This is a genomic window from Caballeronia sordidicola, from assembly GCF_002220365.1.
GTDB lineage: Bacteria > Pseudomonadota > Gammaproteobacteria > Burkholderiales > Burkholderiaceae > Caballeronia > Caballeronia sordidicola_C.
Genome location: NZ_MTHB01000159.1, coordinates 73,612 through 94,870, shown reverse-complemented (window position 1 = coordinate 94,870; position 21,259 = coordinate 73,612). Strand labels below are relative to the sequence as shown.

Here is a 21,259-nt window from a genome sequence, read left to right as displayed (position 1 = left end):
ACAACCATGACATCACGAAAAACTTCGTCAGGCTATTTCGCTGTGCCCCTCTGCAGGTTAGCTGTCGCCACGTCGCTAAGCGCGCTCGCAGCATGCGGAGGCGGTGGGGACACCGGCAATAGCAGCAACGTCAACAATGCGTCCGAGACCGGCACCAGCGGCGCCAAAGGCGGGTCCATACCGAGTTCTGCATCGGCATTCATCTCGGCGATATTTCTGCAGACCGGCGGGACGGGTTATGTCAGCTTCGTCAGCAGCAAGAACACGTCCTCTCAATACACGGGCGTCGCAAGCGAGCAACTGTCGATATCGACCGCGAGCAGCACTGTGTTTAACGCGCAAACCAGCGAGGTCATCGGACAATACCGCGCGACGCTTGCACGCCAGACAATCGTCACGGCGGCAGGCGATTTCAGCACGTTGGGACTTGGCAACGACATCCAGATGTTCCACCAGGATTTGACTGGGTTCACGTTCGGTCTGGGCGGTTCCGCCGATGTCTTTCGGGCAACGCTGACATCATCGGATGTCTCCGGTCAATCGATTGCGGGCGTGGCCACTGATGCGGATAGCGGCGTCGCGCACGCGCTTGCCGCAGACACTGTGGCAATGCCGGGCGGATCGATTCGCTATTCAACGCAAATCACCGCGAGTGCGCCGGTGCTCGTCGTGCAAAGCGGGGCGGTCGCTAGTTCACAAACTCTTGCGCAACTGCAACAGCAGTTTGGCGGAACGGTCGCTACGTTAGGAGACGTCTCCTATTTGACAGGCATGAACGAGAACGCGCCAGCATCTGCCTATGCACAACTAAACGTGGGGGTGTATGCCGCAACCTATGCCATGGCTGGACAGAGCGTGCCGATTACGCTGCTGGCGGGTACCGATATTGCTTTCAACCAGATTGCGTCGAGCTTCATTGTCCAGGAACTGAAGTCTCACGCGGCCGAGCTGTGACGTTCGCGTGATTTTTAACCAAGTGCCGCTATAAAGAATGCTAATTTTGATTGAACGTGTGAGCTCAGTTCTCGGAGTCGCGGTGTTACTTGCCATCATCGGCTCCGTCCTGTATTGGGACTATTCGTACCGGATTCGCATTGAGGCTGCGTCTTCCCCGAACTCACAACACTGATAGGATCTTTTCCGCACAATAGCCACGCGCAGAACTTAAAAATCTAGACGTCGCGTGCCAGTCGACCTCACCGCAACAAACGCAACCCGCATCCCCAAAACAAAAAACTGGCGAGCCACCCACGCTCGCCAGCCTATGGACCCTCACCGGGTCATCAAACCCCACCGCTACTACTTGCTATGCCCCGCGTCCAACGGCTTATGCTGCTGCGCTCCTGACCCGGGGAAGAACGTATCCCAAACCGCTCTAACCCCTTCCGCCGCTGTCGCTTCAGCATCGATAGTCTCCGCACCCTCAACCTTGCTCGGATCGCCAGCAAGGCCGCGCCAGTGAGTGAAGACAAGCATCGGTTTTTCGGTCCATCCGTCCGTACCAAACTTCGCAAATGCTGTTTCGCCGCTCGCGAGTTGCACCTCGTACCATCCGTCGCGCACCGGCGTGTAATCGCTCAACGGAAACCATGCAGTCGGATCGAGTTTCACAAGCTCCCCCATAGTTCATTAGGACATTGCTGTCGGTGTAAGGATTGCGCGCATATCACGTGCCTGACATCAAGGCTAAGCGCCTCAATACGTCATCACATTCGCCAAGCAAACCTAAGCGTCAGAATACGCGAAGGTAAAAAGGCATTGCAGAATCTCCGTGCCCGTTGGGTGTCATCGAAGCGGCCGAAGCCGCAATCTCCCTCCGCCACCAGAAGCATCAACCGCACAACGACAGTGCATCCATGCGTTGTCCCACGTATCTCATCAAATTGACATATTCTGTCTGTATAAGCTTTTCTTCTGCCTGTTGCGTGCGCCAAATGCACCAGGTAAATGAAGTGGCCGCCACATAACATCGGGCTAATTCCACGTATAAACCCTCAACAGGGAAAATCCGGTTGATTCTTGTTTTCCGTTTATTGATAATGCCTAAACACAATGTCGTGCCAGACCAACTGGTGCGCTGAGAGAGTAGTGAGTCGTCAACTTGGGGGATTCAGTCATGCAATACGCTGAGATCGCTTACGAGAATGTCGTCTTGATTCCGCTGGCCGCGTACGACGATGGCTTATACGCAGCCATGCTTATCGTCAGGGAGGTTGATGGCGTACAGCGCGCGACTGGCGTGCTGGGCCATTTCCCGTGCCCTGTCGATGCCCGTAAGTTTGCCCTTGCGTATGGCATGGCGGAAATAGACGAACGTCAGCATGCGCCGCAACAGCGAGTAATGCAGCAGTCTTTCGATCAGGCCGCATAAATCCGGCCTTTCAAACCGGAAGTCAAAGCCAAGCCGCTTTGAAAAAAACCGTATAGGTGTCGATAAAACACGCCCGCCAAAAAGCAGGCGCGTTAAATGTGGGCATTTGCTCTTTAGAGATGCAAATCATCACTTTAAATCAATTAATTAAACGCTGCTTTTTCTGGATAATCGACAGCCGCATCAAATAAAGAAATACCCGCGATGAAAGATTGGCGAAGTCTCTTTACGCTGCAAAATTGCTACGCGAGGCAAGTGGCTCGTAGTCCAAATAGCGCACTTTCCCAGCGTTGGCCAGTCGGTGTGCTTGGTCGCATCGCTGTACTCGGACGCGAGCACGTTCGACTCATCGATATTGAGTAGCGCTCGTCTAGCCGGCCCCAGCGTGTAGCTCCTCCCCCAGGAACTCCACGAACGTCCGCAACTTCGCGGACAACTGATTCCGCTCTAAATAGATCGCGTGGATATCCGCGTTCGGCAGCGCCCAGTCGTTCAGCAACACCACCAGCTTCCCATCGCGCACCAGCGCCTCTGTTTCCCATTGCGAGCGCACAGCAATGCCGCGTCCATCCAGCGCCCATTGCAGCACCGCGGTCCCGTCATTGCTGCTGAGCGGCCCATCGACCTTGACGGTCTCCAACTTTTTGCCGCGCGTGAAATGCCAGGCACCATACGCTGATTCGTTCTCCCGCAGCACGAGGCACGCGTGCCGCGTCAGGTCGTGCGGCGTGGCGGGCAGCCCGTGCTTCTCCACATATCCCGGCGATGCACACACAATCCGCCGGTTCCTGAGCAGCAAACGCGCGTTGATGCGTGCATCGGGGACATCGCCGAAACGGATACCCAGGTCGAAACCTTCCTCCTGCAAATTCACCGGCCGGTCCGACAGATGAAGCTGGATCTTGATCGCTGGATATCGCTCGATGAACTTCGATACCGCCGGGGAAATCCGGCTGCGCCCAAATCCAAACGATGCATTCACGCGCAGCAAACCCGTCGGCTCCGCCCGGCTTTTCGTGACGAGTTGTTCCAGTTCGGCGAGTTCATCGAGGATGCGCGAGCCGTTCGCCAGATACAACTCGCCCTCGGGCGTGAGGCTGACGCGCCGCGTGGTGCGGTTTAAAAGCCGCACGCCGAGCCGCCGCTCGAGCTGCGCGAGACGCTTGCTGATGGAGGGCGGCGTCACGCCGAGATCGCGCGCAGCCGCTGCCAGATTGCGATGCCGCGCGACCAGCGTGAACAGATTGAGGTCCGAAAAACCGTCCATCGATTAGTTCCAAAAAGTTAAGTCTGGATTGCCTGAATAGAAACTGTATCGGGAAATGCATCAATTAAACTTCATAAAACTGCTGGAGACAATGATGTTCGATGACTTGAAGGACGTATCGGCAACCGTCGATGGTGTCAGGATCAAGGCGATACAGGGCGGCAATGGGCCGGCGCTGCTGCTGTTGCATGGCCACCCCCAAACCCACGCAATCTGGCACAAGGTCGTGCCCAAGCTGACGAAACACTTCACCGTCGTGGCCTCGGATCTGCGCGGTTATGGCAACAGTGGCAAACCAGAAGGCCTTCCCGATCACAGCAACTATTCGAAGCGCCGTATGGCGCAGGATCAAGTCGACCTGATGCGCACGCTGGGTCACGAATCGTTCGCGGTGCTCGCACACGATCGCGGCGGCCGGGTGGCGGTGCGGATGGCGCTGGATCATCCTGCGGCCATCAAGAAGCTGATCACGCTTGACGTAGCGCCAACGCTCGCGATGTACGAGAAAACCTCGTTCGAATTCGCTCGCGCTTATTGGCACTGGTTTTTCCTGGTCCGTCCCGCGCCGTTCCCCGAGACGCTGATTCGCGCGGACGCCGACCTGTATCTGAAGCAGACCATCGGCGCGCGCAGTGCGGGGTTGAAGCCGTTCACGCCCGAGGCATACGCGGAATATCTGCGCTGCCTGCAACAGCCGGGAACTGCTCATGGCATCTGCGAGGACTATCGCGCAAGCGTGACGATCGACTTGGAACATGATCGCGAATCGCTGGCGAAGGGCCAGAAGATCACCTGCGATTTTCTCGCGCTGTGGGGCGCGGAAGGCGTGATCGAAAAGTGCTTCGATCCTGTCGCCGAATGGAAGCATTTCTCCGATAACGTCAGCGGCCACTCGCTGCCATGCGGCCACTACATTCCGGAAGAAGCGCCCGAATTGTTGCTCGAGCGCGTGCTGCCGTTTCTTCAGGATTGAGCATCATGTCGAACCACACTACTTTCTATAAAAAGCTCGTCGACTCGCATACGGTTACGCGTATCGACGATCAGAACGTGCTGCTCTACGTCGATCTGCATTTGATGAACGAGTACACGAGTCCGCAAGCGTTCAGCGGACTTGCCGAAAAGCACCGCCCGGTACGTCGTCCGAAGCAGCAACTCGCCGTGGTGAGTCACATCATTCCAACGCACGCTGAATCGCCGCGCGTGATTCGCGATGCCGCTTCGCTGCTACAAGCCGAGAACCTCGCGCGCAATTGCGATAAGGCGGGGATCCGGCTCTTCGCGGCGAACGATCCGCTGCAGGGTATTGAACACATCATTGCGCCGGAACTGGGTTTGATCCGCCCCGGCATGGCGGTGCTTTGCGGCGATAGTCACACGACCACCTACGGCGCGTTGGGCGCGCTAGGGTTTGGTATCGGTACATCGGAGGTTGAACACGTTCTCGCGACGCAGACGCTGGTGTATCGCGTGGCGCAGACCATGCGCATCACCATCGATGGCGCGTTACCTTATGGCACGGCATCGAAGGACGTGATCATCTGGATCATCAGCCAGATTGGCGCTCAAGGGGCGCGGGGGTATGCGGTGGAATTCACGGGCACGACCATCGCGTCGCTCTCGGCGCAAGCGCGCATGACCCTTTGCAACATGACCGTGGAAGCGGGCGCACGAGCGGCGTTGATCGCGCCGGACGAGACGACGTTCGACTACGTCCGCGCCCATGCGACATCGCTAGACGAAGCCGCATGGATGGCAGCGCTCGCCGACTGGAGCGATTTGAAATCCGACGCCGATGCCACCTTCGACGCCGAATACTCCTTCGATGCTCGCGACATCGCGCCCTTCGTCACGTGGGGCACGAGCCCCGACCAGGCGATGCGCGTCGATGCCCTCGTGCCCGACGCCTCCCAGCAAGGTACGCCCGAAGCCGCCGCTGCGTTGCGTCGTGCGCTCGACTACATCGGTCTCGAGTCCAACCGGCCAATAGCGGGAACGCCGATCGACCGTGTGTTTATCGGTTCTTGCACGAATGGGCGGATCGAGGATTTACGTATCGTCGCGTCGATCGCGCGCGGGCGCAAGGTGGCAGCAGGCGTACGCGCGATGGTCGTGCCGGGCTCGGGCTCGGTGCGCCGGCAGGCTGAAGCGGAAGGCATCGCGGAGATTTTAAAAACGGCTGGCTTCGAATGGCGCGAGCCGGGATGCTCGATGTGTCTCGCGATGAACGACGACTTCCTCGAAGCCGGCGAACGCTGCGCATCAACGACGAATCGCAACTTCGAAGGCCGGCAAGGACGCGGCGGCCGCACGCATCTGATGAGTCCCGCGATGGCCGCCGCCGCCGCGCTGACCGGCAAGATCACCGACGTCCGCTCGCTGGAGAATCACCATGACTGACATGAACAGAATTGAAGGCAGCGCGGTGCCCTTGCCAATAGAGAACCTCGACACCGATCAGATCATGCCGAAGCAGTTTCTTCGCATCATCGATAAAGCGGGTTTGAACAAGGGCTTGCTCTACGACCTGCGTTTCGATGAACACGGCGAACCGCTCACAAATTGCGTACTTAACCAACCCGCTTATAACGGCGCGCGCATCTTGATTGGCGGTGCAAATTTCGGTTGCGGATCGAGCCGGGAACATGCGGTGTGGGGACTTCAGCAATACGGTTTCGACGCCGTGATTGCACCCAGTTTCGCCGAAATCTTCTACTCCAACGCGATGAACAATCGCCTGTTGCTCGTGCAACTCGATCGTGAAGCGGTGGACTTATTGCTGCGGGAATCGACCAACGATCCTGCGTCGAAGATCCTTATCGACCTGGAAGCGCAAACGGTTACTTCAACAACCAGCGCGCAGGTTTTCAAGTTCCCGCTCGGCGCGAGGCACAAGCGCATGGTGATCGAAGGCATGGACACGATCGACCTGACGCTGACGGTTCTCACCGACATAGAAGCCTTTGAAAAGCGCCACTTCGAGCGCCATCCCTGGGCCGCCGTGATGTAGCCGTGGGAGCAGGAACTGGATCGCTGGATGCTGCGCGCTCGGCTTGGGATGCCGCAACGCGTGGAAGGGGAGCGCTCGACGCTGCGTGGCCGTTGGAAACAACGCAAGGCCGAGCGGTCTTTATAAAGCTAAAGTACTCGCGATACGGCAGCCGTATCGCGAGCTGACACTCAATTACTTCCCAGCAGGTGCCGACGCCGGCGCGGCCGCACCCGGATCAGCGTAGTTCGGCAAGCCTTGCGAACTGCTGCTCCCACCCATGCCCGGCTTCGCCGGCGCAGCTGTCGCGCTTGCGGCACCCGGAGGCGCTGCGGTAGTACCGCTTTCATCGCCGTAATCCGGCAGCGCCGCGTTCGCCGCGCCCGTCAGCAGATATTGCCGACGCTGCGTGTAGGCATCGCGGACGAATGCGTATTTATCCAGCGCGGCTTGCGACAGGATGTCGGTTGCACCCAGCAGATCGGCACGCGCGCTCACGAACTGTACGACGAACATCGACACGCTCGCTTCCGTACTCAAATAAGTACCCGGATTGAGCGGATAGCTCGCAATCCAGTTCGTTGAATCGCGCACCGAACTCGGGCCGAGCAACGGCAACACCAGATACGGCCCCGACGGCACGCCGTAATGGCCCAGCGTCAGCCCGAAGTCCTGGTTGTGCTTCGGCAGTCCGGCTGGCGTCGCCCAGTCGATCAAACCGCCAATACCGAAGGTGGAGTTGATCGCGATGCGCATCAGGTCTTCGCTCGCATCGGTGATCTTCAACTGCAGCAGGTTGTTCGCGAAGTTGCCAATGTCCCCAATATTCGAAAAGAAGCTGCTGATCGCCGTGCGGACCGGGACTGGCGTGACCTTCACGTAGCCGGTCGCAATCGGGCGGGCGACGTATTTATCGGCGGCGTCGTTGAACTTGAAGATCTCGCGGTTCATCGGCTCCAGCGGATCGCCCGGCTTGGCGGTGGGGCCAGTGGCGCAACCAGACAGGGCGAAAGCAGCGGCGAGCAGCACGCCGCCGGAGAGCGCTCGCAGGGTGCGGGCGGCATCAGGCGTTTTTGCCATCCTCATGGGTCGGTTTCCTTGGGTCGTGCGTAAGTAGTTAGTGCATTAAGGGACGGTTCAAAGACAGACGGTCTAAAAAAAGACGGCCTAAACGGTGTCGGCCACTTTTGGCCGTACCCGCGGTTTTCCCATTAGAACCGGCTGAAATACCACTGCGCCAATTAACGTCGTAAAAAGCGCCAGGACCAGGAGCCTGCCCATGCTCGATGTGCCCGGATGATGCGAAAACCACAAGCTGCCGAACGCCGTCGCCGTGGTCGCGGCGCTGAACATCACGGCGTGCGTAAGGCTGGACTGCAGCAGACCGGTTTGCCCGGAGCGCCACGCCATCACGAAATAGATCTTGAACGCCACACCAATGCCCAGCATCAACGGCAACGCAATGATGTTCGCGAAGTTCAGCGGCATGTCGAATACCACACATAACTCCAGCGTGACAACGGCGGAAACAAGCAACGGTATCAAAGTTCTCAAAACATCGCCGATTCGGCGCAACGTCAGCCACAGCAGAATCGCAATGGCGATCAGCGACAACGCCGCCGCCTGCTCGAACGCCTTGATGATCGTATTGGCCGAATGCAGCACCGAGATCGGGCCGCCGATCGCGTTCGGCTCGACTTTCTGCACGGCATTCGCGAAGCGGGCGAGCAGCTTGTCGTCGTCGCGGCTTTTGCCGTCCAGTGCTTTGGGCGACGCTTCCACGAGCGCGTGGCCGTCGGCGGCGAGCCAGCCTTCGGTCATCGACTCAGGCAGCGACGCCAGCGTGATCGGCGACGGTTGCAGCAGCGCGCGCATCTGGCCCAGCGCGATGCGCAGCGGGTCGGACATGGCGTGCTCGGCACGGTCGCGGGTGGCGACATCGGCTGCGGCGAGCTTTTTCAGCGTCGCGGACAAGTGACGCGCTTCGTTTTCACCCGGGCCGGGATGTTCATCGGCGGCGAGGTCCAGCGAGTTTGACAGGCGTTTTAGCGTGGCGACGCGCACGGCGTCATCAGCGGGCGTGGCAACGCGCTGGTCAAGCGAAGGCAAAAGCTGCGCGGCCGCGGCGGCAATCAAATCGAGCTTTTGCGGTTGATCAGCGGGAATAAGCGTCGACAAGGTCGTCGCGCGTTCCACTTCCGGCAGCTTCTCGAGCTTCGCCGCCATCTTGTCCGCTTCCTCAAGCGACGGCGCGAGCACCTTCACATCGTTCACGGCCGCTTCGGGCGCGTCTTTCAGCGAGAGCAGTGTGGCCATGGACTCCGTTTTCGGGTCCTTCAGGTTCAGCGGATTGAAGTCGAAACGCAGATGCAGCAGCAACGGCAGCGCGCAGATCACGACTGCCAGCGTGCCAATCAGCACCGGCTTGCGATTGCGCGCGAGGTATTCGTCCACCGGCGCAAGCTTCGGAAAGCCCGGCGAGCCCGCTTCGCCCGGCGGCCCGAACACCTTGATCAGCGCCGGAAACAAGGTCATGTTGGTGAGATACGCGATTATCATGCCGACGCCCGCAATCTGCCCGAGTTCGGACACACCGCGATACGCGGTCGGCAAAAACGAGAAGAAACTCGCGGCCGTCGCGGCGGCCGCGAGCGTCAGCGGCACGCCAACGTGGCGCGCGGTATTCACGAGCGCAACGTCCAGCCGGTCATCCTTGAAGCGTTCCTCGCGATACCGCACGCCGAACTGGATGCCGAAATCCACGCCGAGTCCGACGAACAGCACCATGAACGCGATTGAAATCAGGTTCAGCGCGTGGACCATGAGCAGGCCGAGCGCGGCCGTGATCGCCAGTCCGACGAACAGCGTGATGAACACCGAGATGATCATCTTTCCCGAGCGCAGTGCGAGCGAGAGGATCACCAGCACGACGATGAACGTCAGGATGCCGTTGAGCACGGCGCCGTCTTTCAGCGACGCGAATTCTTCATCGGAGAGCGGCTGTTCGCCGGTCAGCCGTACAACAGCCCCATATTTCTCCGATAACTTCAGTTCATTTGCTGTCGCCCGAATCGCGTTCGATCCGCTCGCGCCGGGTTCCAGCGCGTTGTAGTCCACGACCGGCTGCACGGTGACGAAGGCACGCGCAGGGTGCGTGGCCGAGGGTTCGACCAGATTGCGCCACGAGAACACGGCGGGTTGGTTGGCCAGGACTTTATCGAGCACGTCCGCGCTCTGGCCCAGCAGCTTCGACATTTGCCCGAGCGTCACTTGCCCAAGTTGCAGCGGCAGGTTGAGGCTGGTGTTGAGCGTGCCGGCAAGGCCGGTGAGCGTGGGGTCGTGCGCCAGCGCGTTGATCAGCGGGCGCGCTTTCACGAGTTGCTGGGTGGTGTCGGCGACTTTATCGGTGGAAAGGTACAGCAGGCCGTTGTGCTCGAAGAAGTCACCGCCCGAGGGTTGCGACACCGCCGTGAAGTGAACGGTGTTCTTGGCCAGCGCGGCGGCTAGCTCCTTGGCGGCGGCATCGGCGAATTCAGGCGCTTGCGCTTCGACCACCACGAGCACGGTGGATCCCCGTTGCGGAAAGGCTTCGTCAATCGCGTGGCTGCGCGCGGCCCAGTCGGGTTCTGTCTCGATCAACTGGCTGATGTCGGTGCTTATCTTGAAGTGATGCACGACGTAATAGCCGCTCAGCACGGCGATCAGCAGCGATAAAACGATGATCCAGCCGGGTCGGCGAATCGATAGCGTGACGAGACGGGCAATGAGAGGCGTGAGCATGAAGACGGATGCCTCGGAGGGCGTGTTCTGATGTTTGGCTGTCTGGACAGGGGGCCATGAGGCGCCGCGTGAGTATACCGGGCGCGAGGAGAAGCTCGCAGGAGGAGCTTCACACTACGTGTTCAGGCTGGGCGGCGCCGACGGACAAAAACGTCTCATTCGCCTCAGCAGTTTGCGGACCGGGTTCTGGCGGGGGCCGAGGTCAGCGCACACTTAATGACAAATTGTACTAACATTGTGTGACCGCTTAGTTTTTTCATGGACTAACATTGTCATCACGGTGAAGCGATGAAAACAACGATTCGCAGGATGGGTAACTCGCAGGGTGTGTTGATCCCGAAGCCCATCCTGGCCCAACTTGGGCTGGAGGACGAAGTGGAGATGGAAGTGGAAAACGACGCAATTGTTTTAAGAAAACCGCAAAAGAAGGCCCGCCAGGGGTGGTCAGACGCAAGCAAGGCAATAGCTCAAGCCGGCGATGACGAACTCGTATTGGGCGAGTTTCCGAACGCTGATGATGCGGAGCTTGCGTGGTAGTGCGTGGAGAGGTCTGGCTCATTAACCTGGACCCTACCGTCGGCAGCGAAATTCAGAAAACCCGGCCTTGCGTAGTGATATCGCCGCCGGAGTTGCATGACCATTTGCGTACCGTGATCGTCGCGCCCATGGCAACGAAAAGCCGGCCGGCGCCGTACCGTGTCTCAGTGGTTTTCAGCCAGAAGAAAGGACTGGTGCTTCTCGATCAGATTCGCACGATCGACAAAACCCGTCTGGTCAAGAAACTCGGCGCTGTGCCGGCGAATACGCTGTCGGTCGCATTGCGGACCTTGCAGGAAGTCTTCGCAGTTTAATAAGCTACCCCTACGTCTCGCTCCAAAGCCTCAGCAGATTGTGATAGCAGCCCACGAGCGTTCGCCTCGCGGCGTCGTCGGCGTTCTGTGCATTGAGCCTTTGAATGGCGTTGTCCATATCGAATAGCAGGCTTCGGCGGGTATCGTCGCGAACCAGGCTCTGCGCCCAGAAGAAACTCGATACCCGCATTCCCCGCGTCACCGGCCGTACTTCATGCAAGCTGGTCGCCGGATAAACAATCGCATGCCCCGCCGGCAGCTTCACTTCCTGCACACCGTATGTATCCTCGATCACCAGTTCGCCACCGTCGTAGTCTTGCGGCGGCGTGAGGAACAGCGTGATCGATACATCCGTGCGCACCCGCGTGCCATGTCCCGGCACGAGCCGAATAGCCCCATCCACGTGACTGCCGAAATGCATCCCGCCTTCGTACCGGTTGAAGAGCGGCGGATAAACACGGTTGGGCAGCACTGAACTGATGAACAACGGATGCCGTTCGAGCGCGCCAAGAATGATGTCGCCGAGTTCAAACGCAATCGGCGCTTCCTGCGCGATCTGCTGGTTGCGCTTGACCGGCGCGCCCTGATAGCCGGCCGTCGCGCGGCCGTCCACCCATGCATCCGACGCATCGAGCCGCTCGCGCATGGCGGCGGCGTCCTCGGGGCTGAGGACGTTGGGTATCGAAAGGATCATGGTGTTTGGGGTCCAGCGGCCGCGCGACGTGCATCGCGCGGCTCGCATGTCCTGCGGTGGGTCAATAGAACCGGTAGTTTAGCGTCGCGAGGAATGTGCGGCCGTAACCCGGCACCGCACGGCCGCCATCCGATGGAATCAGCGCGTCGTAGTAGTGCTTGTTGGTCAGGTTCTGCACGTTGAACTGGACGTCGTAATGTTTCTGGTGGAACGCTGCCATTGCATCCCAGCGCGTGTACGCAGGCACTTGCACGAAGTCGTTGCTGGCGGCATATCGCGCCGATGTATACACCGGGCCGCCCCCGAAGGTCCATTGCGGCGTGAGGTCATAAGTCGTCCACAACGTGATCATGTTGCGCGGCGTGTTCGCCAGGGTCTTGCCGTTGGTGTTGTCCAGCGCCTTCACCACCTGGCCGTCCATGTAGGTGTAGCCGCCAAAGACTTGCCACTTGTTGGTGATGTGGCCCGCCAGCCCGAGTTGATAACCTCGCACGCGCACGTCGCCGTCGAGCGAGTAGCTGCCGTCGGCCTGGAGCGTACGGGCATTGGTTTTATCGATATTGAACAGCGACTGCGTCACCGATAACCCGCCGTTCAGCAAATCCCACTTGGTGCCCACTTCGTAGGAACGGTTTGATTCAGGCGGCGTGTTCTGCTGGTTGTTCGTCAGCGTCAGCGCTTCCAGCGACGGGTTGAACGACGTGCCGTACGACACGTAGTACGACTGCCAGTCGGTCGGCTGGAAAATGATCCCGCCGCGCACGCTGGTGAAGTAATTGGTCTGCGTGGCGTACGAAGGCAGGTTGAGGGTGTTCTTGATCGATGCCTCGTAACGGTCCCAGCGCAAGCCGCCCACCACCTTCCAGTACTGGCCGACCGACACCGTATCGTTGGCATAAATGCCCACGCCGTTCGCGCTCGATTCCGCCAGGTTGGTCGCCACTTCCTGCGTATTGGCCGGTCGCGTGGTGTATTGCGGATTGAGTAGCGGAACGATCGCGATGGTGTTCGACGGCAGGCCCGGGGTCGTCGCGGTGAACGACTGATTGCTGTATGTCTCGTGGCTCAGGTCAACGCCTGCGATCACCTCGTGCTTGAGGAAACCGGTGTTGAACTTGTAATCGATATCGGTCGTGTTGTAGACCGAGTGATCGTTGATGTTGCGGTCCTTGCCCTGCAACTTCACATACAGCGACGACAACGGCAACGACGTGTAATTCCCGTTGGCGAGTGCCGTCGATGTTCCCAGCGGCCCCGTCAGCACAGCCGCTGCGTTGGTCGCGGTCGCTTCGGTGCCGTAGTGGCTGAACTGGGTCTCGTTGCGCAGCGTGAGGTTGTCGTTGAATCGATGCTGGATACGCGCCGAGAGCGTCTGCACATCCTGAATCGTCCGATCGCCTTCGAAGCCATAGAACTGGCCCTTGCTCACTGGCACAGGCGCGCCGTTCACCGGCGCAATGCCGTAGTCCGGCTGGTCGCGGTTGTGCTGGATCAACGCTGACAATGTGACTTCCGTCGGCGTTCCAATGCCGAAGCGCACCGTCGGCGCGAAGCCGTAGTCCTTGCTCTTCATCACGTCGCGCGTGGAGCCGAGGTCTTGCCCGAACGCATTGAGCCGCACGGCGGATGTGTCGGACAGCGGCTGGTTGATATCGACGGTGGTGCGGTAGCGGTCGCTCGTGCCGACCATCGCGGATACCGATGCATGCGCTTTCAGCTCCGCCTGCTTGCTCACCTGGTTGATCACGCCGCCCGTGGAGCCGCGCCCGAAATAGAGCGAGGACGGGCCGTACAGCACATCGATGGATTCAAGGTCGAACGTGTCGCGATAGTACTGGCCGCGATCGCGGAAGCCATCGAGATAAATATCCGTGCGCGCGGAGAAACCGCGCAAGTTGATGTTGTTGCCGATCTGCCCGCCTTCCGCAGCGCCAATGGTGACGCCGGGGACGTTGCGAAGGGCATCGGAGAAAGAGGTGGCTGCCTGGGACTGCAGCACGGCTTTCGGGACGACCACAGCCGCTTGGGGAATATCTCGCAATGCAGTGGGAACCTTGGCGCCTACGCTCGACTTTTCGGGCTGGAAATCGGGCGTGGTGATGGCCTGACCGGAGACATGCACGGCCGGCAGTGCAGCGTTTTCAACGAGGGGTGCGGCTTGTGCGGGTTGTGCTGGCTGTTCCGCCTGGGCGGTTTGATCGGTCTTGCTGAGCGGCGCAGCCTGCGCGTGAGCATAAAGCGGAACGGCAGCAGGAGCCGCCAGCGCGGTCATGATCGCCGCGGCAAGCGGTGTCTTCCTCAACATGTGTATCCCCGAGTACTAGATGGTCGAAAGCCGGCGCCGTTGCGCCATGCCGGTTAATTGCTTCCGCGATGCCCGCGGCGGCGTGAGCGAATGGCAACAGGCGTGGCCGAAGCAGCAGTCCGTCGTTGCAGCGAACGCACGCCATTTTCCTGATAGTTCCTAAATGCGAATCAATATCATTACACAAGTAAGAATTGTTTTCAATATCACTTCGGGAACTATGCGGATTGCTGACGGACCAAGGCCCCGCGATTTTCACGGGGCGGTTCTATCGCGGGAGATAACACACGCTGTGGAGGGCGCAGTGTTGCGGGGCGGGGATGAGCAGGGTAATGCCGGAGCGTGGAGGGAAACAACTGTTGCCGCGTAGGTCGTGGTCAACCGTAATCATCTGCCGAAAGCAGAGCTTTCATTCAGGCGAGCTTGGGGTGTCTTCAAACTTCTTAAGCGCCGCCGCCATGTCGCGTTGTAATTGCCCGAGGGCGGCGACTTTCGGATTGGGGGGCTGCAAACCCTGCCAAAGAAGCAGAGACAACCGTTTCGACGTTTCTTCTATATCCACCGTTTTCTTGCTGATTGCGTCCCACAGCACGTGTTCCATCGGTCCATAGATGCTGGAGCGCAGCAGGCTCAGCGGAAGGTCGTTGCGGATATCGCCGGCTGCCACGCCGTCCGACAGCACCTGCATCAGCGGCGCGGTGTAGCGCCGCTGGAGTTGCACGATTTCATCGCCAAAGGTGTCGTCTTTCGCGCGCCCTTCGGACAGGATCAGTGCGCACAGCCCCGGTCCGTCGATCATCAGCCGATACAAGTGCGTGCGGATCAGGAAAAACAGCTTCTCGCGCGTTCCCGTGATGTGCGGCAGCGCGGCCTCGATCTCCGCGATGATCTCGTCGTACCAGTCGCAGATCACCCGCACGCACAGGTCGCGCTTGCCGGAGAAATACGTGAACACCGTCGCCTCCGATACCCCAAGCCGACGCGCCATCTCGATCGTCGTTGCCGATGCATAGCCGCGTTCCGAGAACACCTGCCGCGCCACGAGCAGGATGTCCCTGATGCGCTGTCCGGACTTGACGCTCGATGGTGCGCGACGTGCGGGAAGGGTTTTGGGCTGGCTCATATAGGCGATGAAATTCGACCGTCAGGGGTAATATTTTGAGTGTAGCTCAATTGATATTCTAGTTAAATTTAAGCGATTTTATGCAGAATATTAAGGTTTAACCGGCTTGACGTTGTCGTATAGTTGAGTTTTACTCAACCGCATTGAAGCGCACTCGCCCAGTTACGTTGAGAATCATGGAATCCAATTCGAACGATCCCCGCGGTCAGCATCAATACCGCTCTGTTTTCCGTCCCGGCCTGTTCGCCGGCAAGGTCGTCATGGTGACGGGGGGAGGCAGCGGGCTTGGCCGATGCACCGCGCATGAACTCGTGTCGCTGGGGGCTGCGGTGCTCCTGATCGGACGAAGCCTGGCGAAGCTGGAAACCGTGCGCGACGAGTTGGCCGAGGACTACCCCGAAAGCACCGAACGCGTGCGCTGCTACTCCTGCGACATCCGCGACGAAGCGAGCGTCAAACAAGTCGTCGCGACGGCACTCGCTGATTTCAACCGGCTGGACGGCCTATTCAATTGCGCGGGCGGTCAGTTTCCCGCGCCGCTCGACAAGATTTCCCTGAATGGCTGGGACGCTGTCGTACGCAATAACCTGCACGGCACTTTCCTGATGTCGCGCGAATGTTTTACGCAGTGGATGCGCGATCACGGCGGCGCGATCGTCAACATGCTCGCGGACATCTGGGGTGGCATGCCCGGCATGGGCCATTCGGGCGCCGCGCGCGCCGGCGTCTGGAATTTCACGGAAACAGCCGCGTGCGAATGGGGTTACGCCGGCGTGCGGGTGAATGCTGTCGCGCCGGGATGGATTGCATCGGCGGGTATGGATAGTTACGACGAACGCTATCGTGCGTTGTTGCGTGAGCTCAAGCACAAGGTGCCGTTGCAGCGCTTTGGGACCGAATCCGAATTGGCCGCGGCGGCGGTATTTTTGTTATCGGAGGCGTCGGCGTTCATCAACGGGACGGTGATTCGCGTCGATGGCGGCGTACCGAACGCGCGCCATTCGTGGCCCTTGGCGGCCGCTGGGCGTACGCTTGAATTCAACGGGTTTTCGCGTTATCGGCCGCCTGCGGGGTTGCAGGAATTGGCCGCCACCAACAATCCAAACGATGCAAACGACGAAGCCGCGCCATCCAGCGCCGGTGAGTGAGACTCAACCAGGGAGAAGCGATGCTTCCCGCAGCCGATTCATATGAAACCCTTGCCGCGGCATTCGCGTGGAAGGTACCCGCGCAGTACAACGTCGGCGTCGACACCTGCGATAAATGGGCCGACGGTTCCGGCCGCCTCGCGCTCATCTACGAGACCCGCGAAGGCGCGGAAACACGTTTCACCTTCGATGACCTCAAGACGCTCTCCAACCAGTTCGCCAACGCGCTTGCTCGCGCGGGGCTTAAGCGCGGCGACCGCGTGGGGATATTCCTGCCGCAATCGCCGGAGACGGCCATCGCGCATCTGGCCATCTACAAGGCGGGTTATATCGCGGTGCCGCTGTTTCAGTTGTTCGGCGTCGATGCCATCCAGTACCGGCTCGCCGATAGCGGCGCAGCGGCACTGATCACCGACCATGCGGGTTTCGAGAAACTGGCGCAGGTGCGTGAGACGTTGCCAGACCTCGAAGCGGCCTATTGCGTCGATACCACCACCCACGAAAACGCCCATTCCTTCTGGGATTCGCTGCGCGCGGAAACAGACGTCCTCACCCCTGCCAATACCTCCTGCGACGATCCCGCCGCGATCATCTACACCTCCGGCACGACGGGAAAGCCCAAGGGCGCGTTGCTTGCCCATCGGGCGTTGCTGGGTCATTTACCGGGCGTAGAAATGTCGCAAGGACTTTTCCCGGCGCACGCCCGGCTGATGTGGACGCCCGCCGACTGGGCGTGGATTGGAGGCCTGTTCGATGTCTTGCTGCCCGCCTGGCATCACGGCGTGGCGGTATTGGCTCGGCGTTTCGAAAAGTTCGATGGCCCCGCTGCCTTCGATCTGATGGCGCGTCACGGCGTCACGCACACGTTCCTGCCGCCGACCGCGCTCAAGATGATGCGCTCGGTGGCGCGCCCCGAGCAGTGGCAGTTGTCATTGCGCGCGGTAGCGAGCGGCGGGGAATCGCTGGGTGAAGAATTGATCGCGTGGGGTAGGGCAGCGCTTGGGGTGACCATCAACGAGTTCTACGGGCAGACCGAGTGCAACGTGGTGGTGTCGTCATGTTCTGCGTTGTTTGACCCGCGCGAGGGCGCAATTGGGCGCAGCGTGCCGGGACATCGCGTGGCGATCGTCGACGATGAAGGCACAGAACTTCCGCCCGGCACACCGGGAAATATTGCGATCGCCGCTCCCGACCCGGTCATGTTCCTGCGTTACTGGAACAACGAAGCGGCCACGCGCGATAAAATCCGCGGCCAGTTCCTGCTGACCGGTGACCTCGGCTTATGCGACTCCGATGGTTTTATCCGCTTCGTCGGCCGCAACGACGACGTGATCACCAGCGCGGGCTATCGGATCGGTCCTGCGCCTATTGAAGATTGTTTGCTTCGCCATCCCGCCGTCAGCATGGCGGCGGTTGTGGGCGCACCGGACGCAACGCGCACGGAGATCGTGATGGCGTTCATTGTGTTGAATGCGGGGTATGTTCCGGACGAAACGCTTGTGCGCGAGCTTCAGCAGCATGTCAGGACGCGGCTGGCGGCGCATGAATATCCGCGCGAGGTCAGGTTTGTCGACGCTTTGCCGATGACGCCGACCGGCAAGGTGATGCGCAAGGAATTGCGGGCAGGGTTGCCGGTTTTGATTAGTCCGACCAAGCCATGAGGATCCGCCGATGACCCCGGAGACGGCCCTGCCCAAACGCAAGCCTCCCGCCGCCCTCGACGCGACCGATCGCAAGCTGCTGGCGTTGCTTGCCGAAGACGCCACGCGGACCTACGCCGAGCTTGGCCGTCTGCTGCATTTGTCCGCGCCTGCCGTGCACGAACGGGCGAAGCGCCTGAAGCAAGATGGCGTCGTCAAGGCGACCGTGGCGACGCTGGACGGCGCAAGCGTTGGCCGGCCGTTGCTGGCATTCGTTCACGTCGATACCTCCAGTTGGGCCGTCACGCGCCAACTACTGCAACTGACGGAGTTTGCGGACGTCGAAGAGATCCATACGGTGACTGGCGAAAGCGCGATGCTGCTGAAAGTGCGAACTCGCGACACGCAGACGCTCGAACATCTGCTCGAGCGCATTCATTCGATAGAAGGGTTCACCGGCACGCGCAGTTATATCGCGTTGACAACCTACCTGGAGCGCGGGCCGAGTCCGCTGGTTTGACGGCAGGGGTCGTAGAATGGGTATGTGCTGCCTTTTTACCACGGCGGCGCTTAGGAGCTGCTTCGATGAAACCGTCATCTCTAGCATTCGTCTTCGCTCTCGCTTGCCTTTTGAAATTCGAGTTTGCTGCAGCTTCGCAGACGATCAATCAGCATGCGTGGCATGACCGGCTGCTGGTAGTTTTCGCTGCAGATTCCACGTCAGCGCAACTGGCCGCCCAGCGCACGGCCATTGCAGATATCGGACCGGGCTTTGCGCAACGCAACCTTGTGCTCGTGGAGGTGATCGGCGAGTCCGTCACGGGGGCAAGCGACAGCGCGGCCGAGCTCCGGCGCCGTTACGGGGTGAAGGCCAATACTTTTCGGGCACTCCTGATCGGCAAGGATGGCGGGGTCAAGATCGATTCGCCGCAGGCAATCATGCCGCAGCAATTGATCTCCACTATCGATGCCATGCCGATGCGCCGCCAGGAAGCGCGTGAGCAAGCCGTCACTGGCGAGGCACACAAGGACCAATGATTCGCTGTGTCCCCTTCCACAGGTTCCCGCGTCAACTTTGAACCGACAATCGCTGGAAGGCGCTGAACTGTCACGGCAAACGCGGGTCGATATACTTACTGCGTTTTCCGCTAATCCGGCGCTTTGGGTTGCACACCATTCTCCATTACTCGATAACGGTCGTATGAAACGCTATTTGCCTGTCCGTGTTGTTCTGTTCGCCCTGGCCTTGTCGGCGGCGCTGTTTTCCAGCGCGTCGTTTGCGCAGGTGAGTCCTGATGCCGTCGTTAAAGGCGCCGTGGAAGGCACTGTCAACGCGATGAAGGCTGATCCTGCCGCGCGTGGCGGCGACATGGCCAAGATCACGCAATTGGTGCAGACGCGCTTCGTGCCGGCAACCGATTTCGAGCGCACCACGCGGATTGCCGTCGGCAAGGCGTGGAGTACGGCGACACCCGACCAGCAGAAGGCGCTCTATGAGCAATTCCAGACGCTGCTGGTGCGCACCTACACGTCGTCGCTGTCGCAATTACGCGACGAAGACGTCAAGTTCAAGTTCGACGCCCCGACGCTCGATGCCGGTGGGAAAGACGCTGTCGTTCAATCGCACGTGTACTCGACCGGCGGCGATAACCCGGTGCGTTATCGTCTGGAAAAGACGCCGGACGGCTGGAAGATCTACGACATCGACATGATGGGCGCGTGGCTGATCCAGGTGTACCAGACGCAGTTCTCGGGTCAGTTGGCGAAGGGCGGCGTGGACGGCTTGATCAAGTTCCTGGCCGCCCACAACGCGCGGACAGCGGAGTGAGCGAGGCACGGAGCTAGGACCCGGACTCATGCGTATAGGATGAAATAGCGAGCCGAGTACATCGTGTAGCAGCAAAACAAAGGGCGCATCTGGCGACAGCCGGACGCGCCTTTTTTGCGTGTTGATTGTCAACGCATCACCATGTACAAAACACCTTACACTGGCTAATATGACTATTGTCATATGACTAGGGACATAAAATGCCACATCGGCAAGTATCGAAATCCGAGTTCAAGGCGAAGGCACTTGAATTTTTTAGGTTGGTGGAGTCATCGGGGGAGAGTTTGATCGTGACCGACCACGGCAGGCCAACGCTGGAATTGCGGCCGTATCGTGCCGATGCGCGGGATCCGCTGGATCTTCTGCGCGGCTCGCTGTTGCGTTATGACAATCCAACGGACCCTGTTGGGGAAGGCGATTGGGAGGCCGCGCAGTGATTGTTCTGGATACACATACGCTGATTTGGTGGGTAACCAACGACGTCGCGCTGAGCAAAAAGGCTAAAACTGCAATCGAACGTGAGCGAGCAGGGGGCGAACTCATCGTTTCGGCGATCTCGGCGTGGGAAATCGCAATGCTCGTAAAACGTGAAGCTATCGTGTTCTCAATGGACGTGGAGAACTGGCTTGCGACCGTGCAGCAGATACCCGGTGTGAAATTTGCCCCTGTCGACGTCGATATTTCGGTGAAATCCGTTCAACTGCCGGGCGAGTTCCACCGAGACCCAGCGGACCGGTTGATCGTGGCAACGGCGCGGAAGTATGCTGCGCCACTCGTGACGAAGGATCCCAAAATAAGGGCTTACGCCCACGTCAAGACGATTTGGTGAGCTAGACCGTAAAGGGCGGTGCCGCCCGACCCCTTGGCTCCGAAGTGCCTAGGCACTACCGAACTTTATGCGCAGCAAGTTCCGCCCTCGCAGCCTTTGCCTTGACCCCCGCCTCAGCATTCCGACACAAGCACCATTGCCTTCGACGAAACGCTCTTCGCCGACTTCAGCGCTTTCTCCCTCACTGCGGTCATGTTTTCGGTCTCGCTGGAGTACTTGAATGAAGCGGGCAACAGCCGATAGTCCGCCGCCACTTGCGCGGCTTTCGTCTCGCTGAAACCGGTCTTGTGCAGCATCTTTGCCAAGAGAGAGTAGTCGTCCAGATCGGCTTTGCCGAGATTGATCATTACGCTGAATTCAGCCATTGCTTCCTGCTTGTTTGCCTTGAAAACCCGCGATGCTACACGGGCGTGCGACCTACGCATCTCGAAATA

Annotated in this window: 22 protein-coding genes; 14 read left to right on the top strand and 8 right to left on the bottom strand. The window is 59.7% G+C overall.

All coding sequences use genetic code 11. The features are described 5' to 3' along the window. The first annotated feature begins 6 nt into the window (after nt 1-6). Nucleotides 7-954, top strand: coding sequence for a hypothetical protein (locus BSU04_RS23390; protein WP_089162807.1), 948 nt, complete (start codon nt 7-9; stop codon nt 952-954). 345 nt (nt 955-1,299) lie between these two features. Here BSU04_RS23390 and BSU04_RS23385 read toward each other — a convergent pair whose 3' ends face one another. Next, nucleotides 1,300-1,611 carry a hypothetical protein gene (locus BSU04_RS23385; RefSeq protein WP_089162874.1) on the bottom strand — a complete coding sequence of 104 codons (312 nt, stop codon included), beginning with the start codon at nt 1,609-1,611 and terminating at the stop codon, nt 1,300-1,302. A gap of 505 nt (nt 1,612-2,116) precedes the next feature. On the opposite strand from BSU04_RS23385, the gene BSU04_RS23380 reads away from it, so the two are divergent. Then, nucleotides 2,117-2,371 (top strand): hypothetical protein, encoded by a 255-nt coding sequence (locus BSU04_RS23380; protein WP_089162806.1) that lies wholly within the window; start codon nt 2,117-2,119, stop codon nt 2,369-2,371. Between the two features lie 370 nt (nt 2,372-2,741). On the opposite strand, the gene BSU04_RS23375 is transcribed toward BSU04_RS23380, so the two are convergent. Further along, nucleotides 2,742-3,638 carry a LysR family transcriptional regulator gene (locus BSU04_RS23375; protein ID WP_089162805.1) on the bottom strand — a complete coding sequence of 299 codons (897 nt, stop codon included), beginning with the start codon at nt 3,636-3,638 and terminating at the stop codon, nt 2,742-2,744. Nucleotides 3,639-3,732: 94 nt separating this feature from the next. Here BSU04_RS23375 and BSU04_RS23370 point away from each other — a divergent pair, with 94 nt between their 5' ends. Genes BSU04_RS23370 through leuD form a run of 3 tightly spaced genes read left to right on the top strand, consistent with a single transcriptional unit; the run spans nt 3,733 to nt 6,648 of the window. Then, entirely contained in the window at nt 3,733-4,611 is an 879-nt protein-coding gene (locus BSU04_RS23370; protein ID WP_089162804.1) for an alpha/beta fold hydrolase, read from the top strand. 5 nt (nt 4,612-4,616) lie between these two features. Next, complete coding sequence (gene leuC / locus BSU04_RS23365; protein WP_089162803.1) at nt 4,617-6,038, top strand: 3-isopropylmalate dehydratase large subunit; 1,422 nt, start codon at nt 4,617-4,619, stop codon at nt 6,036-6,038. After that, on the top strand, nt 6,031-6,648 hold the full coding sequence (gene leuD, locus BSU04_RS23360) for a 3-isopropylmalate dehydratase small subunit (protein WP_179258412.1): 618 nt from the start codon (nt 6,031-6,033) through the stop codon (nt 6,646-6,648). Before leuC ends, leuD begins: the two co-directional genes overlap by 8 nt. 174 nt (nt 6,649-6,822) lie before the next feature. Here the strand turns inward: leuD and BSU04_RS23355 are convergent, their stop codons facing one another. Beyond that, nucleotides 6,823-7,713, bottom strand: coding sequence for an MlaA family lipoprotein (locus BSU04_RS23355; RefSeq protein ID WP_256983247.1), 891 nt, complete (start codon nt 7,711-7,713; stop codon nt 6,823-6,825). A gap of 81 nt (nt 7,714-7,794) precedes the next feature. Beyond that, nucleotides 7,795-10,407 carry an MMPL family transporter gene (locus tag BSU04_RS23350; protein WP_089162801.1) on the bottom strand — a complete coding sequence of 871 codons (2,613 nt, stop codon included), beginning with the start codon at nt 10,405-10,407 and terminating at the stop codon, nt 7,795-7,797. Between the two features lie 288 nt (nt 10,408-10,695). Here BSU04_RS23350 and BSU04_RS23345 point away from each other — a divergent pair, with 288 nt between their 5' ends. Together BSU04_RS23345 and BSU04_RS23340 are read left to right on the top strand one after the other, a co-directional pair. Continuing rightward, nucleotides 10,696-10,944: an AbrB/MazE/SpoVT family DNA-binding domain-containing protein gene (locus tag BSU04_RS23345; protein ID WP_089162800.1), complete on the top strand. Its 249-nt coding sequence runs from the start codon at nt 10,696-10,698 to the stop codon at nt 10,942-10,944. Further along, entirely contained in the window at nt 10,938-11,258 is a 321-nt protein-coding gene (locus tag BSU04_RS23340) for a type II toxin-antitoxin system PemK/MazF family toxin (protein ID WP_089162799.1), read from the top strand. The genes BSU04_RS23345 and BSU04_RS23340 overlap by 7 nt, the downstream gene beginning before the upstream one ends. A 10-nt stretch (nt 11,259-11,268) precedes the next feature. On the opposite strand, the gene BSU04_RS23335 is transcribed toward BSU04_RS23340, so the two are convergent. From BSU04_RS23335 to BSU04_RS23325, 3 genes are all read right to left on the bottom strand, one after another. Further along, entirely contained in the window at nt 11,269-11,952 is a 684-nt protein-coding gene (locus BSU04_RS23335; protein WP_089162798.1) for a Fe2+-dependent dioxygenase, read from the bottom strand. A 61-nt stretch (nt 11,953-12,013) separates the two neighbouring features. Continuing rightward, complete coding sequence (locus BSU04_RS23330) at nt 12,014-14,257, bottom strand: TonB-dependent receptor (protein ID WP_089162797.1); 2,244 nt, start codon at nt 14,255-14,257, stop codon at nt 12,014-12,016. A gap of 409 nt (nt 14,258-14,666) precedes the next feature. Next, nucleotides 14,667-15,380: a TetR/AcrR family transcriptional regulator gene (locus BSU04_RS23325; RefSeq protein WP_089162796.1), complete on the bottom strand. Its 714-nt coding sequence runs from the start codon at nt 15,378-15,380 to the stop codon at nt 14,667-14,669. A gap of 176 nt (nt 15,381-15,556) precedes the next feature. Here BSU04_RS23325 and BSU04_RS23320 point away from each other — a divergent pair, with 176 nt between their 5' ends. From BSU04_RS23320 to BSU04_RS23290, 7 genes are all read left to right on the top strand, one after another. Further along, nucleotides 15,557-16,528 carry an SDR family oxidoreductase gene (locus BSU04_RS23320; RefSeq protein ID WP_089162795.1) on the top strand — a complete coding sequence of 324 codons (972 nt, stop codon included), beginning with the start codon at nt 15,557-15,559 and terminating at the stop codon, nt 16,526-16,528. A 20-nt stretch (nt 16,529-16,548) separates the two neighbouring features. Further along, nucleotides 16,549-18,189: an acyl-CoA synthetase gene (locus BSU04_RS23315; RefSeq protein ID WP_089162794.1), complete on the top strand. Its 1,641-nt coding sequence runs from the start codon at nt 16,549-16,551 to the stop codon at nt 18,187-18,189. A gap of 10 nt (nt 18,190-18,199) precedes the next feature. Continuing rightward, nucleotides 18,200-18,688: an Lrp/AsnC family transcriptional regulator gene (locus BSU04_RS23310; protein ID WP_089162793.1), complete on the top strand. Its 489-nt coding sequence runs from the start codon at nt 18,200-18,202 to the stop codon at nt 18,686-18,688. Between the two features lie 65 nt (nt 18,689-18,753). After that, nucleotides 18,754-19,206 carry a DUF4174 domain-containing protein gene (locus BSU04_RS23305; RefSeq protein ID WP_089162792.1) on the top strand — a complete coding sequence of 151 codons (453 nt, stop codon included), beginning with the start codon at nt 18,754-18,756 and terminating at the stop codon, nt 19,204-19,206. Between the two features lie 163 nt (nt 19,207-19,369). Next, nucleotides 19,370-19,996: an MlaC/ttg2D family ABC transporter substrate-binding protein gene (locus BSU04_RS23300; protein WP_089162791.1), complete on the top strand. Its 627-nt coding sequence runs from the start codon at nt 19,370-19,372 to the stop codon at nt 19,994-19,996. Nucleotides 19,997-20,196: 200 nt separating this feature from the next. Then, nucleotides 20,197-20,433 carry a type II toxin-antitoxin system Phd/YefM family antitoxin gene (locus tag BSU04_RS23295; RefSeq protein WP_089162790.1) on the top strand — a complete coding sequence of 79 codons (237 nt, stop codon included), beginning with the start codon at nt 20,197-20,199 and terminating at the stop codon, nt 20,431-20,433. After that, the gene (locus BSU04_RS23290; RefSeq protein ID WP_089162789.1) at nt 20,430-20,825 is read left to right on the top strand and encodes a type II toxin-antitoxin system VapC family toxin; all 396 of its coding nucleotides are present in this window, start codon (nt 20,430-20,432) and stop codon (nt 20,823-20,825) included. Before BSU04_RS23295 ends, BSU04_RS23290 begins: the two co-directional genes overlap by 4 nt. A 113-nt stretch (nt 20,826-20,938) precedes the next feature. Here the strand turns inward: BSU04_RS23290 and BSU04_RS23285 are convergent, their stop codons facing one another. Further along, the gene (locus tag BSU04_RS23285; RefSeq protein WP_089162788.1) at nt 20,939-21,190 is read right to left on the bottom strand and encodes a hypothetical protein; all 252 of its coding nucleotides are present in this window, start codon (nt 21,188-21,190) and stop codon (nt 20,939-20,941) included. Nucleotides 21,191-21,259 lie beyond the last annotated feature (69 nt).

What these genes read in the sequence shown, in the direction of transcription:
- BSU04_RS23390 (WP_089162807.1), top strand. Translation starts at nt 7, where the DNA reads ATGACATCACGAAAAACTTCGTCAGGCTATTTCGCTGTGCCCCTCTGC.
- BSU04_RS23380 (WP_089162806.1), top strand. Translation starts at nt 2,117, where the DNA reads ATGCAATACGCTGAGATCGCTTACGAGAATGTCGTCTTGATTCCGCTG.
- BSU04_RS23375 (WP_089162805.1), bottom strand. Translation starts at nt 3,638, where the DNA reads ATGGACGGTTTTTCGGACCTCAATCTGTTCACGCTGGTCGCGCGGCAT.
- BSU04_RS23370 (WP_089162804.1), top strand. Translation starts at nt 3,733, where the DNA reads ATGTTCGATGACTTGAAGGACGTATCGGCAACCGTCGATGGTGTCAGG.
- leuC (WP_089162803.1), top strand. Translation starts at nt 4,617, where the DNA reads ATGTCGAACCACACTACTTTCTATAAAAAGCTCGTCGACTCGCATACG.
- leuD (WP_179258412.1), top strand. Translation starts at nt 6,031, where the DNA reads ATGACTGACATGAACAGAATTGAAGGCAGCGCGGTGCCCTTGCCAATA.
- BSU04_RS23355 (WP_256983247.1), bottom strand. Translation starts at nt 7,713, where the DNA reads ATGAGGATGGCAAAAACGCCTGATGCCGCCCGCACCCTGCGAGCGCTC.
- BSU04_RS23350 (WP_089162801.1), bottom strand. Translation starts at nt 10,407, where the DNA reads ATGCTCACGCCTCTCATTGCCCGTCTCGTCACGCTATCGATTCGCCGA.
- BSU04_RS23345 (WP_089162800.1), top strand. Translation starts at nt 10,696, where the DNA reads ATGAAAACAACGATTCGCAGGATGGGTAACTCGCAGGGTGTGTTGATC.
- BSU04_RS23335 (WP_089162798.1), bottom strand. Translation starts at nt 11,952, where the DNA reads ATGATCCTTTCGATACCCAACGTCCTCAGCCCCGAGGACGCCGCCGCC.
- BSU04_RS23330 (WP_089162797.1), bottom strand. Translation starts at nt 14,257, where the DNA reads ATGTTGAGGAAGACACCGCTTGCCGCGGCGATCATGACCGCGCTGGCG.
- BSU04_RS23325 (WP_089162796.1), bottom strand. Translation starts at nt 15,380, where the DNA reads ATGAGCCAGCCCAAAACCCTTCCCGCACGTCGCGCACCATCGAGCGTC.
- BSU04_RS23320 (WP_089162795.1), top strand. Translation starts at nt 15,557, where the DNA reads ATGGAATCCAATTCGAACGATCCCCGCGGTCAGCATCAATACCGCTCT.
- BSU04_RS23315 (WP_089162794.1), top strand. Translation starts at nt 16,549, where the DNA reads ATGCTTCCCGCAGCCGATTCATATGAAACCCTTGCCGCGGCATTCGCG.
- BSU04_RS23310 (WP_089162793.1), top strand. Translation starts at nt 18,200, where the DNA reads ATGACCCCGGAGACGGCCCTGCCCAAACGCAAGCCTCCCGCCGCCCTC.
- BSU04_RS23305 (WP_089162792.1), top strand. Translation starts at nt 18,754, where the DNA reads ATGAAACCGTCATCTCTAGCATTCGTCTTCGCTCTCGCTTGCCTTTTG.
- BSU04_RS23300 (WP_089162791.1), top strand. Translation starts at nt 19,370, where the DNA reads ATGAAACGCTATTTGCCTGTCCGTGTTGTTCTGTTCGCCCTGGCCTTG.
- BSU04_RS23295 (WP_089162790.1), top strand. Translation starts at nt 20,197, where the DNA reads ATGCCACATCGGCAAGTATCGAAATCCGAGTTCAAGGCGAAGGCACTT.
- BSU04_RS23285 (WP_089162788.1), bottom strand. Translation starts at nt 21,190, where the DNA reads ATGGCTGAATTCAGCGTAATGATCAATCTCGGCAAAGCCGATCTGGAC.